The following is a 12,721-nucleotide window of genomic DNA, read 5'->3' as shown; positions in this document are numbered from 1 at the left end:
CGTATCCAGTCACAGGCGCTCTAGCAGATGCGGAGAACTACATGAGCCAATACCGTACCCTTATCCCACTCTTTGAGGAACTGCGTGGAGAGCGGATTACCGTTCGCCCCTACCGCGTTGAAGACGCTGAATCGCTCTATGAAGCGGTGCGGGAATCACGCGATCATCTGCGCCCCTGGCTTCCGTTCGCCGATGCCCATCAGAGCGTTGACGAGTCCCGCGATTTCATCATCCATTGCATGGCACGCTGGCTGCGGCGCGAGGATTTCCCGCTCAGCATCTGGCAGAGCGCAACCGGGGCGTTTCTTGGCGGCACCGGCTTTCATGTGCGCAGTTGGGAACCGCCCTGCTTTGAGATCGGCTACTGGCTGCGCCCATCAGCGGAAGGACATGGCTATATGGCTGAGGCGGTGCGGCTCGTTAGCGATTTTCTCTTCGAGGGGCTGGGCGCGCAGCGAGTGGAGATTCGCTGCGATGCGCTGAACAGGCGCAGCGCGTCTGTAGCAGAGCGCCTGGGGTTCATTCAGGAGGCCAGGCTGCGCAATATGCGCCGGGCTGCCGATGGAACCACCAGGGATACCCTGGTCTTCAGCCTGATACCTACCGATCCACGCTGGCCGACCAGCAGAAACCCGGAGAGGCGGCAATGACCCGCCGCGCGCGTCCCTATCACGCCTGCTCGTCGCGGTTGGAGGTAAGCGCCTCAAGGTAGCGTTGGGCGCGCTGGCGCACCAGCGGCGCGTGGTGGTCCTGGGTAAAGTGGGGTGTCAGGTCTGCGGCGGCGGGCGAGCGCATCTGAGTCAGCGCCCACAAGAACGAAGAGGCGCGAAAGCGCGCCGAGGGGTGGCTGGTGGACTGGTGATGCCGGGAAAGCTCCTTCACCAGAATGTGATCAAAGTCGGGAACGCCCATCCGACTTAAGGCTGGCAAAAACGGCTCGTGGAAAAACGGCTCGCTGAGCGCCGCCAGCATTGGCTTCACGGCGCGCTGATCGCCAAAGGCCGCCAGCGTCCAGGCGGCCCGATACTGCACCGCCCTCTGCTCGTGCAGCAGCAGCAGGCCCACCTGATCGCACACCTCCGGCCCAAAAGCCCACAGCGCCTGCGCCACCGAATAGCCGCACTCATCCTGCGCCAGCAAACGCAGCAACTCCGGCAGCGCGGCCCATTCGCGCTGCTCACATAGCTGCTGCGCCGCCGCCACCTGCTGATCGGTATTTGCCGAATGGAGATGCACTTGAACCTGTTCCAGCAGCTTTGTCATACTCATTCAGCCCCTCGCGCTTTCTCCATACTACCGGAAACCTTCTGCTATACGTGCGAAAGAGAAGGGCGAGACACCAGGCGCCATCTCGCCCCCTTGCTGATCAGTAGGCCGCGTTCGTGCTTCGGCCATAGCGCGCCGTCGGGTCGGTAATCACATTGACACACGCCGGTTTGCCAGAGGCAAAGGCTCGCTCCAGCGCGGGGCGAATATCTTCTGGCCGCTCCACCATCTCGCCAGAGCCACCCAGCGCCTCTACCATACGATCATAGCGAATCTTCGGCGCCAGATCAGCCGCCGTACTGTGGCCCAGCGCGTCTTTCTGAGGGTGCTTGATCTGCGCCCACTGCCCATCGTTGCCAATCACCGAAACAATCGGCAGATGATGGCGGGCCATCGTCTCAAACTCCATCCCATTCAGCCCGAAAGCTCCATCGCCGTGCAGGATCAGCACCTGCTTCTCAGGATGCGCCAGTTTGGCCGCCAGGGCATAGCCGGTGCCGACGCCCAGGCAGCCCATCGGGCCGGGGTCCAGCCAGTGGCCCGGCTCAAACATCTGAATGACGCGCCCACCGAAGCTGACAATATCGCCGCCGTCGCCGACCACAATCGCATCGCGGTCAAGAAAATCCCGAATCTCCGCGCAGAGCCGCATCGGATGAATCGGCGTCTGATCGGAGCGCAAAAGCGGTTCATCCGCCTGGCGCTTCTTCTCCTCATCCTGGCGCACCGTCGCCAGCCACTCGTCATGGCAGAGCGGCTTTTCCAGCGCCTCCACTAGCTGGCTCATTACCGCGCCCACATCTCCGGCAATGCCCACCGTCGCCCCGCGATTCACGCCAATATCTTCTGCCGCCATATCCAGCCAGATCACCTTAGCGGTTGCTGGGATCAGCGGGGCTTCGCCAAAGTTCAGGCGGAAATCCAGCTTCGTCCCCACCAGCACAATTGTATCCGCCCCGCCCAGGGCTGTGCGGCGTGCCAGCGAGAAGAAAAGCGGATGATCGGGCGGCAGGCTGCCGCGCCCGCCGCCGTTGAGGAAAACCGGCGCCTGTGCGCGCTCGGCGAACGCCCGCAGCGAGGCAGCGGCATCGCACCACCAGACCGCCGTACCCGCCATAATCACCGGGCGCTCGGCCTTGCGCAGCAGATCGGCGGCGCGCTCCACCAGCGCGGGATCGCCCGGCTGTTTTCCTTCGGCGCGATACCCCTCGCCCAGATGCGTTACCTGGCTATCGGGGATAATATTGCTCAGGACATCCATCGGGCATTCAAGAAAGACCGGGCCAGGCTTGCCGCTGGTCGCCTGGCGATAGGCAAAGCCAACGTATTCCTCCAGCCGCCCGGTCTCCACAATCGTGCGCGCCCACTTGGTAATGGGGCGCACCAGTTCAATCGCGCCCATTTCCTGCAACGCGCCCCGGTCCCACTGATGCACAGGCGCCGCGCCGCCAAAGACAATCATCGGGCTACCGGCAAGATAGGCATTTGCCAGCCCGGTTACGCCATCGGTCACGCCAGGCCCAGCCGTAATCAGCGCCACACCAGGTCGGCGCGTCACCTTGGCCCAGCCCTCGGCGGCATGCACAGCCGCCTGCTCGTGGCGGGTATCCATCACCCGGATACCCTCGCGCACACAGCCATCATAGATGGGGGCAATATGCCCGCCGCTGAGCGTAAAAACGACCTCTACGCCTTCGCGCTTGAGTGCGCGGGCGATGAGCCAACCGCCGAGAACATGTTCGGACATCAAAAATCTCCCTGGGCGCTCACTGCACCGCGACAATCTTAATGGTGCGCATGCCGCCCGGCGTCTCAACCGTCACTGTTTCGCCGGGCGTGCGCCCCAGCAGCGCCGCGCCAATGGGCGATTGGGTCGAAAGGGTCTTGGCCTCGCCCACTGCGCGCCCGCCAAAGTCCTTCACCAGCACATAATCGCTGGGGCGGTTCTCCCCAATTTGCAGGGTAACGACATGGCCCACTTCAATGGCATCCTTTGCGGCAGGGTGTTGCAGCGTCTTCACTTGCCCGATCTCACGCTCCAGCCAGGTGAGTTGCTGGCGTAGCTGCGCCAGTTCCGCATTCACCCGTTCGCGGTGATCGTCAAACTGAGCCACTGCTACATGCCCGGCGCTATCGCGCGCCTCTTCGGCATCCTGAATCTGCCGGACCAGACGCGCACGTTGGTCTTCGAGATGGTCCAGGTTCAACTCCATTTTGTGTTCCCCTTACCTACAAGCGATGTGCAATCGCAAATAACCGCCAGCACCTCCCAGCTACGTAGCGGTCTCTCGCCTTACAGAAGAGATAAAGCATCTCCCGCAGGATGGGCTATCAACAGCAGGCCCGCCCTGTGGGTCACTTCCCAGGAAGCAGCCCTGGGGAACACTATTCTACACCAATATCCCAGGCTTGCTCCAGATCCTCTTTCGAGTAGACCTTAAAGGCCATCAGGGTATGGGTTCTGGTAATCCCGGCCAGGCCGATCATCCGTTCTGTCACCACGTCTGCCAGGTCTTCATACGCCTTCAGACGCAGCACAGCCACCAGATCATACTCGCCTGTCACCGAGTATACCTCAGCAACGCCCGGAATCTCCAACAGTTCCTGCGCGGTGCGATTGATCTCGCCGCGCTGCACATTCACCAACACCAGAGCCGTAATCATAGAACCCTGGCCTTTCCAATACTACGCAACGTCGGGCAAATCGGTGGAGAGGCCCATCACGCGCAGCTTCTTGCGCAGCGAATGAAAGGCGAACTCCTGGGTCTCATGTGGATTGCCGCCCTCTGCCAGGATCAGCGGAATCACTTCGGGGGGCGGCCCCAGCGCCTCCCAGACCATAGGCGCGTGGCGGTGGACGACCTCTTCGACCAGACGCCCATAGCGCGCATCCTCTTGAGCCATGCGACGCAGGAAGGCCACGCCAAAGAGGACATGCCGCGACTCATCCCGCGCTACCGCCGTGAACCCGCCGCGAAAGCCCGGCAGCACATTCATTTGCCGATATGTATTCAGCATACCACGCTGACCGGCCAACGCCATAGCGCCCTCGATCAGAATATGATAGACGGTAATCGCCTCGATCAGCGCCTCCATATTGCCCGGCTCGCGCTGCACCTGATTGGTGGCCGCTGGCAGCACGTCCAGCAACATCGTCGCCGTCGCCTTGCGCACAAACGGGCGCGCCTCCGCCAGCAAATCCTCCAGGCGCTCCCCAGGCAAAAGTACCACCTCGCGGAAAAAACGCTCGAAGAAGACGACGTGCCGCGCTTCATCAACAAGCTGCGTCGTCAGAAAGATGCGCTCGGCCTCGCCGGGGATCGCCAGGCAGATGGGCGCCAGCGTATCGGTCACGCTGGCCTCGCCAACGAAAAAGGCCGAGACACCCGCCATGCGCATCGGACGCACATCCGGTGTGACCATTTCCGCCCACTGCCCCTTATCCGCCGAGAAATCAATGTCCTGCGCGCGCCACTGCTGGCGCTCCCAGCGATAATACAAATCCTGCGGGGTTGGCAGGCGCGTCTCCCCTTCATCAATCAAGGCCAGCACATCTTCTACGGGCGTCTCGGCTAGCTGCCCCAATGTAAAATTGCCAATCTGGTTCGCGGATGCGCTCATATTACCCCTTCTTGCGCGCCGCGGCCAGCCGCGCAGCTTCCTCGCGCAGTTCGCGGCGCAGCACCTTGCCGGTCATATTCTTGGGCAGTTCGCTGCGGAACTCGACGCGGCGCGGACTCTTGAAGACGGCGATCCCGTTGCGGCAGTATTCAATAATCTCTTCCTCGGTAGCTGTCTCGCCTTGCTTGAGAACCACAAAGGCCAGCACCGACTCGCCCTGATATTCATCTGGCGCCTGCACCACCGCCGCATCGGCAATCTTGGGATGGCGATACAGGAACTCTTCCACCTCGCGCGGATAGACATTGAAGCCCGATACCAGAATCATATCCTTTTTGCGGTCCTCAATGTAGTAGTAGCCGTCTTCATCCACCCGCGCCATATCGCCGGTATGGAACCAGCCGTTGCGGAAGGCTTCTTCGTTGGCCTCCGGCTTATTGAAGTAGCCCTTCATCACATTGGGGCCGCGACAGACCAGCTCGCCAATCTGCCCAACTGGAACCTCGTTATCGTTGTCGTCAACGATCTTGATCTCCATCTGCGGCAGCGCCGGACCAATCGAGCCGGGCTTTGTCACCGGGCCTGCCGCGTTCGTCGTCGCTACCGGCGCGGTTTCCGTCAGGCCGTAGCCCTCCATAATGTCCACGCCCGTCAGGTGCTTGAACTTTTCCAGCACCGCCACCGGCAAAGCCGCCGCGCCAGAACTGGCAACGCGAATCGAGGAGAGATCATAGGCACTGGCCGCCGGATTGAGAACCCAGGCCACATACATCGGCGGCGCGGCCAGCAGGATGCTGACCTTATCCTTCTGGAACATCTCCAGGGACGCCGCCGGGTCAAAGCGTTCCATAATATCCAGCGTCCCTCCGTGATAGATGCAGGCGTTCATGCCAACACTGAGCGCGTAGCTGTGGAACAGCGGCAGGCCAATCCAGACAATATCGTGCTCATCAAACTGGAGGCGGGGCAGTTGGCTCGTTTGCTCGATATTCACAATCAGGTTCTTATGCGTCAGCATCGCGCCCTTGGGTCGGCCCGTCGTACCCGACGTATAGAGGATGACGGCCACATCTTCCTCTTCGCCTGCGGCTGGCGTCGCCTGGTCGGATTGCCCGGCAAACGCCTGATGCCAGAGCATAGCCCCCGGCAGCGGCTCCGCGCCCAGCACAATCGCGTGCTCCAGCGCAGGCACCTGCTCGCGGATGGCCTGGACATTGGGATAGAACGGCGCGAGCGTGAGAATAGCCTTGACTCCCGCGTCGTTCATGATGTACTCAATCTCACCGGCCTTGTACATCACATTCATCGGGATGACCGTCGCTCCACAGACCTGCACGCCATAAAACGCCTCCACAAACTGCGGCAGGTTATGGATATAGATGGCAACTCGATCACCCCGCTGCACGCCCAGCTTCGCCAGCCCATTCGCCACGCGATTCACCCGCGCGTTCAACTCGCTGTAGCTGATCCGCTGATCTTTAAAGAGGATGGCCGCCTTGTCAGGAAAGCGGGCCGCGGCCCGCGCCACCAGTTCGCCAAGCTGCATAGTTGCTGTACTCCTATTCGTTGCGCGCCGGACCGCCAGCGACATAGATGACCTGGCCGCTCACAAAGCCCGCCTCTTCTGAGGCCAGGAAGCAGATCACATTGGCAATATCGCGCGGCTGGCCCACGCGCCGCACCGGAATGCGCTTGCTCGCCTCTTCGATCATTTGCTCAGGCGTAATGCCCAGGCGCCGCGCGGTGGCTCGCGTCATCTCCGTATCAATAAAGCCCGGCGCGATGGCGTTGGCCGTCACCCCAAATGGCCCAAGCTCAATCGCCAGCGTCCGCGTCATGCCCTGCAAGCCCGCCTTGGCAGTGGAGTAGTTCGTCTGGCCGCGATTGCCCAACGCCGAGGTGGACGACATACTGATAATGCGCCCATAGTGCTGCTCAACCATATACTTCTGCGCCGCCCGCGAGCAGAGAAACGCGCCCTTGAGATGGACGTTGATGACGGCATCCCAGTCCCCATCGCTCATCTTGAAAAGCAAATTATCGCGCGTAATTCCGGCGTTATTGACCAGAATATCCAGCCGCCCAAACTTGCTGGCCGCCTGATCAACAGCCTGCTGAACCGCATCGGCATTCGAGACATCGCACGCGACGACCAGCGCCTCGGAACCCAGCGTCTCTATTTCGCGGGCCACCTGTGCGCAGTTCTCCGTATCAACATCTGCCAGCGTCACCCGCGCGCCCTCTTCCGCCAGGCGCAGCGCCGTCGCAGCGCCAATGCCGCGCCCCGCGCCGGTCACAAACGCGACTCGTCCATCGAGTCTGCCCATCAGCAATCCTCTTTCTGTTGGTGGAACAATCAGCCTGTCAAGGATACACAACGACATCAGGAGAAAAAGTGGGCTTCTGTCCTAAGCATAGTAGCTTGCCCGGCCCCTGTCAAGCGCGAAATTATGTACTACCCCTCCGTCTCCTCCCTACTCTGGCAATTTTATGCCTAACCGCCTGGCAATGGCCGGGCTGACTGGATACACCCGTTCTTTGGGCAGCAAATCCTGTGCTTTGCTGGTTTCCCCGGCCTTCAGCAAGGCGGAGATTTTGCGCACCAGCGGCGTCGCATTGCGTATCTCCAGCGTCCACTCACTGACGTATTTTTCGATGATATGGCGGCTCAGGCCCACTTGAATGCTGCGATAGGGCAGGCTGGCTCCGTGAATCGTGCGCTCTGGATCCCATTGGATGTTGACCAGCGCCTGCTTTTGTTGGCTGCGCCACTCGTCGGCGTCACGATAGATGCCGCTGTCTGGCGTTGTCAGCACCGCCTGCGACAACGCCTCTTCCCAGCCCTGGCGCGTAATGCGAATCGCCAGGATATATTCCTGCCCCGGCTTTCTTCCCCAGTTGCTCCGCTCCATCATCCAGAGAAATGACGGCTTAATCCACGTCATCCGATTCAAGGAAAACGGCGGCACAAAGTGGTTCTGCGCAATGGCAGGCAGCGCGATCTCTTTACGATACGCTTGATAGACAATGATCGAGCGTTCATCATAATCCGCCCGAATCTCTCGCTCAGCCATCGAACCTCCAGAAAAAAAACCGCCACTCTTGACACCATTGAACTTATGTTCTATACTTGCAGCAGGTCCGAAGCCTATCATCCTTTCGATGAACACGCTTGTATACAAGAAGGAGACCCGTTTCATGTCCAACCACCCCATTGTCCATATCGAAATTCCCGGCACCGATACCAAAGCCGCTGCCAAGTTCTACGAGGATGCCTTCGGCTGGAACATCCAGACTGACCCGAGCTTTGAAGGCTACCCCATGTTCCAGGCTGAGGGCGGCCCCGGCGGCGGATTCGTCAAGCCAGGAGAAGCTATGGGTGTCAGCTATAAGGTCGGCGAAGTCCTGATCTACATTGACACCGACGACATCGAAGCCTCTCTGGCAAAGGTACAGTCTCTTGGCGGCAAAGTCGTGCTGCCCAAGACCGACATCCCGCAAGTGGGCTGGTTTGCCGTCTTCGCCGACCCAACCGGCAACAAGATTGGCCTCTTTACCACCTTGCCGCACAAGCACTAAACCGCCACTGCGCCTCAACGCTCGTAGCGCGGCGCTTCGATGCACGTCACGCCCGCCGGACCGACCACCGCGCCATGTTGCGTTCCGGCGGGCACTATCATTCGGTCTCCTGGCCCCAGATCAATACCTTCCTGCTGATCGGGCAGCGTGAAGCGAATGCCGCCGCGCACGCAGTACAGCACCTTGGTATAGCTGTGGCTATGGACAGCATACTCGTCGCCTGGCCCATTCGACCAGCTATGCGGCGATAAGCCTTCCGCCACCATGCGCCCCCGTAATTCCTCTTCGCGCGGCAGCTTTTCATCCTGCCAGCGGGTAATCTCCATTGCCTGGTTCATCCTTTCAAGCTCCTTCAAGCTTCAGCGTCTCACGCCACAGACGCATTGTCCTACGACCATTATAAACCTCACCTGGCGTAAACCCTTGACAATACCAGAAGCTCTTCCCTATAATTGAGGTTAGGCTCAAAATAAGTTTATTAGAGAACGTTTTTCAAGTTTTTGTGTTGCTCAAAAGGAGCGGACTCATGGGTCTCAGTTACAGGTGGCAGGCCACGCTGGTGATTGCGCTGGGCATGCTGATGGCGATCCTCGATAATACCATTGTGACCGTAGTGCTGCCCCAGATCGCCACCGCATTCCATACTGATTTCCAGACGATTACCTGGGTCGGTACTGGCTACTTTCTGGCGCAGGCAGCCGTCATCCCCATCACCGGCTATCTCAGTGATCGCGTGGGTACCAAAACCATTTTTCTTATCGCCCTGGGACTTTTTACCCTCGGCTCCGCGCTCTGTGTGATCGCCCCCACAGAGCAATGGCTGATCGGCTTCCGTATCCTTCAGGGCCTTGGCGGCGGCGCTCTGGTGCCGGTGGCGATGGCGATTATCTTCCGTCTTTTTGGGCCTACCGAGCGCGCGAGCGCGATTGTGCTGCTGATGATTCCGCTGCTGCTTGGGCCAGCCTTTGGCCCGACGTTGGGAGGCTACCTGGCGACAAACTTTAGCTGGAACGCGATCTTCACCATCAATCTGCCGATTGGCGTTTTGGCCTTTGCCCTGGCGTTCCTGGTCCTGCATGGAAGAGCCTCCGAACGCGCGGACGAGGCCAACGGCAGCGGCGAGCCAGGCGCGCGCCGCTTTGATCTGCCCGGCCTGGTACTCTCTATGGCAGGCTTCAGTGCCTTCGTGTACGGCATCAACGAGGCCGGGATACACGGCTGGAGCGATACAACGGTCCTCGCCTTCCTGGCCGCCGGTGGCGCGCTGCTGATCGCGTTTATTCTGGTCGAGCTGCGGGCCAAAGACCCGGTGATTGATATTCGGCTCTTCCGCAGCTACACGTTTACCATCGCCAATATCCTCCAGTGGGCTACGGTGGCCGTCCTTTTCGGCAGCCTCTTTCTCGTACCCTTCTTCTTCGAGCAAGTGGAAGACTTGTCCGCGCTGACTACCGGCGAGATTTTGATCCTTCAGGGTCTGGCTACGGCTGTAGGGCTGGCGATTGGCGGAAAGCTCTATAACAACGTGGGACCGCGTATCCTGGCCGTCACCGGCGTCGCCCTTGTCGCCATTTCGATGATCGGCTTTACGCACCTGGACGTGACGACCAGCGGGGCCGATCTACAACTCTGGCTGATCCTGCGCGGCATCGGCCTCGGTCTGGTCGGTCAGCCCCTGCAAACGCTGGCCGTCTCAGTCGTCAGCAATCAACAAATGGCAAAAGCAACATCACTGATAAGCGCGACCAAGATAGTCTTCGGAGCGGTGGGGGTGGCAGTCCTCACCACCTACCTGACGCAGCGAACGACCGTCCACGCCAGCGATATAGCTGCTGGTTTCTCGACACACCCGCTCAGCGGCGTGGCGGGCGCCTGTGTCCAGCAGGTCGGCCAGCAGGCGCTCCAGACCTGTGTAACCCACCACGCTGTGACGATGGGCCTGAATGATACGTTCCTGTTCTCGCTCATTGGCTGCGGCATCTGTACAGCACTGGCGCTCTTCGTTGGCCGCGATCCCGCGCTAGAAGCAGCGAGGCAAGCGAAAAAGCAGGGGAGAACGATTGAGCAGGCCCCTGCCCCCATGCCGGGCGATTAGCCAAATCACTCGCAATCCGCGTGTGTAGACCGGGCGTTGATAATGCCCGGTCGTTTTTTGCGCTGCGCTCCCCGCGCCCTCACCCCCATTCTGGCTAGAGTTCGGCTGGCGCTTGCCACCTTGCACTCTCCTGGCTTATAATGGGGCGAATGACTCTGCTGGCGCCGCAGACAGCTATGCATAATTTGGCATTTCTCCTGCTATATATAAGCAAAGCTGGCCGTCTTAAATCATGGGCTGCGAGAATAAATGGGGCGCTTTCTTCAGCAGGCGGAAAGAGTGTCAATGTGGCATTGACCTTGCTACGCTGCGTCGGGTGATCATCTCGTGGCAGCCATGCGATATATTGCAGCATCTATTACAGCAGTGAGAGGAGCGGGAAGCGGCACAGGCAAGTAAAGGGAAAAGCCAGAAAGTAATACATGAGCTTGGATTCTGTTATCTTGATGATCAGCGCCTCGTTATACTGAAAGAAATTATGTATAAAGACATGCTATTGTGCGCGCTGCTGATCGCTGTCCCAGGGAACCACGAAAGGGGAGTAGATTCTCGTGTTTGAAGGTATACTGGTAACGCTGGCAATTGGGCCTGTCATGGCAGACACACCCACCAACATAACGCAATGGCTGGTCATTGGCGGCTCGTTTCTCTTCGCATTCCTCGCGGTCTTCTGGGCCAGCTTGATTATCTGGACCTGGCGCGATATTCGCTCGCGCAGCCAGGACATGGTGCTGCAAGTCGCCGCAACGCTGCTCGTCACCGTCTTCTCCGTTGGTGGCCTCTTCATTTACCTGATTCTTCGTCCGCGCCATACGCTGGCCGAGTTGTACGAGCGCCAACTGGAGGAAGAGTCCCTGCTGGCCGAAATGACTGAGCGGCCCACCTGCCCAACCTGCCACTATCGCGTCGAGGGCGATTTCCAGGTGTGTCCATCCTGTGGCACAAAGCTGCGCCGCCCCTGCCCACGCTGCGAGCATTTGCTGGAACTTAAGTGGAACGTCTGCCCCTACTGCGCCTATGGCGCTGGCAGCGATGGCCGCTCATCCGCTCGCGCCAGCGGCGTGCGCGCTGGCGAACGCGGCTAGCCAGTGCGCGGGCCTGGATACGTTTCAGGCAGCAGCATGAATCAGGCAGCCAGCCGGTAGTGCGCATCTGATGCGCGCTACCGGCTGGCTGCCTCTGTACTATCTTTCTTCCTTAAGATGGGATTGCGCCCTTTCACGAGGCGCGCCTCAGTCTGTGTTATTCGCACCCTGAAGAACCTCGTAGAGGAACCATTTCCGCCGCTCGGTCCCATTCAGAATCTCTTGCAGCAGATTGGCCGTCACCGAATCGCGGCGCTTCTCGCACACGTCAATGGCTGCCCGCTGCATTTCGGCGATATGCAGGTTATCTTGCATCAAGCGGCGTATCATCTCGCCCGCTGGCACAAAGTCCTCGTTATCGTCCTCGATGGTTTGCAGTTGACCGATGTGCGAGATGCTGCGAATGGTCGTCCCACCAACGCGGCGCACGCGCTCGGCCAGGATGTCAATGGCGGCAAAGATCTGATCGGCCTGCTCGTCAAAAAGCTCGTGAAAATCGTGGAAATGCGACCCGGACAGGTGCCAGTGAAAGTTTTTGGTCTTGGCATAGAGCGCAAAAGCATCCGCGATCAACGGATTGAGCGCCTCGGTAACAGCCTGCGCCTCCTGCGAGGTCAGATCGGTGATCGTCGCCAGCGGCTTCGGAGCCGGATACGAGCGCACACGATTATCCCCTCTCGCTCGCTGCTCAGGCTGGCCGGGCCTGGTCGGAATAGTGGTAGACATCCGCATCTATCCTTTCTTGGTGTTTTCCAGTGATGCTCCAGGTTGGGTTTCGCTGCTGCTTCCCCTCGCCCATCCCTCTAGCGCCCATTCCAGCATGACCTATACCAGCCCTATCAGGGCAAAGAGAACAGCGCCGCCCGATGTGGTATCATCAGCGACGCTGCTGCCGAGGTTCTCGGCCACAGATTCAAGCAGCCGCAGGCGCGTCTCTAGAGCCTGTTATGAACTTCAGAGACAATGAACGACCAGAGTGATAAAGCGATGCAGCAGCAGAATAGCGAAGGCCAGGAAGTGCAACCCCGCCAGGGTCTGAGGCAGGCGCTCATAGTCTCTTACCAAGCGTCGAAAG

At 59.8% G+C, this 12,721-nt stretch carries 14 protein-coding genes; 4 read left to right on the top strand and 10 right to left on the bottom strand.

Annotation, left to right across the window (positions count from 1 at the left end; all coding sequences use genetic code 11):
- Window positions 1-41 precede the first annotated feature (41 nt).
- On the top strand, window positions 42-650 hold the full coding sequence (locus tag VH599_08055; protein HEY7348262.1) for a GNAT family N-acetyltransferase: 609 nt from the start codon (window positions 42-44) through the stop codon (window positions 648-650).
- 19 nt (window positions 651-669) lie between these two features.
- On the opposite strand, the gene VH599_08050 is transcribed toward VH599_08055, so the two are convergent.
- From VH599_08050 to VH599_08015, 8 genes are all read right to left on the bottom strand, one after another.
- The gene (locus tag VH599_08050; GenBank protein HEY7348261.1) at window positions 670-1,263 is read right to left on the bottom strand and encodes a hypothetical protein; all 594 of its coding nucleotides are present in this window, start codon (window positions 1,261-1,263) and stop codon (window positions 670-672) included.
- A 103-nt stretch (window positions 1,264-1,366) separates the two neighbouring features.
- On the bottom strand, window positions 1,367-3,013 hold the full coding sequence (locus VH599_08045; protein ID HEY7348260.1) for an acetolactate synthase: 1,647 nt from the start codon (window positions 3,011-3,013) through the stop codon (window positions 1,367-1,369).
- Between the two features lie 19 nt (window positions 3,014-3,032).
- Window positions 3,033-3,479, bottom strand: a complete 447-nt coding sequence (locus VH599_08040; protein HEY7348259.1) for a GreA/GreB family elongation factor — start codon at window positions 3,477-3,479, stop codon at window positions 3,033-3,035.
- A gap of 172 nt (window positions 3,480-3,651) precedes the next feature.
- On the bottom strand, window positions 3,652-3,930 hold the full coding sequence (locus VH599_08035) for an Lrp/AsnC ligand binding domain-containing protein (GenBank protein ID HEY7348258.1): 279 nt from the start codon (window positions 3,928-3,930) through the stop codon (window positions 3,652-3,654).
- 21 nt (window positions 3,931-3,951) lie between these two features.
- On the bottom strand, window positions 3,952-4,887 hold the full coding sequence (locus tag VH599_08030) for a ribonucleotide-diphosphate reductase subunit beta (protein ID HEY7348257.1): 936 nt from the start codon (window positions 4,885-4,887) through the stop codon (window positions 3,952-3,954).
- A 1-nt stretch (window position 4,888) separates the two neighbouring features.
- Window positions 4,889-6,433 carry a long-chain fatty acid--CoA ligase gene (locus VH599_08025; protein HEY7348256.1) on the bottom strand — a complete coding sequence of 515 codons (1,545 nt, stop codon included), beginning with the start codon at window positions 6,431-6,433 and terminating at the stop codon, window positions 4,889-4,891.
- Between the two features lie 13 nt (window positions 6,434-6,446).
- The gene (gene fabG / locus VH599_08020) at window positions 6,447-7,214 is read right to left on the bottom strand and encodes a 3-oxoacyl-ACP reductase FabG (GenBank protein ID HEY7348255.1); all 768 of its coding nucleotides are present in this window, start codon (window positions 7,212-7,214) and stop codon (window positions 6,447-6,449) included.
- Window positions 7,215-7,361: 147 nt separating this feature from the next.
- Window positions 7,362-7,961, bottom strand: coding sequence for a DUF4291 domain-containing protein (locus VH599_08015; GenBank protein ID HEY7348254.1), 600 nt, complete (start codon window positions 7,959-7,961; stop codon window positions 7,362-7,364).
- A gap of 124 nt (window positions 7,962-8,085) precedes the next feature.
- On the opposite strand from VH599_08015, the gene VH599_08010 reads away from it, so the two are divergent.
- On the top strand, window positions 8,086-8,466 hold the full coding sequence (locus VH599_08010; GenBank protein HEY7348253.1) for a VOC family protein: 381 nt from the start codon (window positions 8,086-8,088) through the stop codon (window positions 8,464-8,466).
- Between the two features lie 14 nt (window positions 8,467-8,480).
- On the opposite strand, the gene VH599_08005 is transcribed toward VH599_08010, so the two are convergent.
- Window positions 8,481-8,804 carry a cupin domain-containing protein gene (locus VH599_08005; protein HEY7348252.1) on the bottom strand — a complete coding sequence of 108 codons (324 nt, stop codon included), beginning with the start codon at window positions 8,802-8,804 and terminating at the stop codon, window positions 8,481-8,483.
- A gap of 188 nt (window positions 8,805-8,992) precedes the next feature.
- On the opposite strand from VH599_08005, the gene VH599_08000 reads away from it, so the two are divergent.
- Both VH599_08000 and VH599_07995 read left to right on the top strand, forming a co-directional pair.
- Window positions 8,993-10,561 (top strand): DHA2 family efflux MFS transporter permease subunit, encoded by a 1,569-nt coding sequence (locus VH599_08000; GenBank protein HEY7348251.1) that lies wholly within the window; start codon window positions 8,993-8,995, stop codon window positions 10,559-10,561.
- A 551-nt stretch (window positions 10,562-11,112) separates the two neighbouring features.
- Window positions 11,113-11,646: a zinc ribbon domain-containing protein gene (locus tag VH599_07995; GenBank protein HEY7348250.1), complete on the top strand. Its 534-nt coding sequence runs from the start codon at window positions 11,113-11,115 to the stop codon at window positions 11,644-11,646.
- Window positions 11,647-11,793: 147 nt separating this feature from the next.
- On the opposite strand, the gene VH599_07990 is transcribed toward VH599_07995, so the two are convergent.
- Window positions 11,794-12,372, bottom strand: a complete 579-nt coding sequence (locus VH599_07990) for a DNA starvation/stationary phase protection protein (protein HEY7348249.1) — start codon at window positions 12,370-12,372, stop codon at window positions 11,794-11,796.
- Window positions 12,373-12,721: the final 349 nt, after the last annotated feature.

Source organism: Ktedonobacterales bacterium (assembly GCA_036557285.1).
Classification (GTDB): Bacteria; Chloroflexota; Ktedonobacteria; order Ktedonobacterales; family DATBGS01; genus DATBHW01.
The sequence above is the reverse complement of the archived record's forward strand: the minus strand, read 5'-3'. Positions and strand labels throughout refer to the sequence as shown.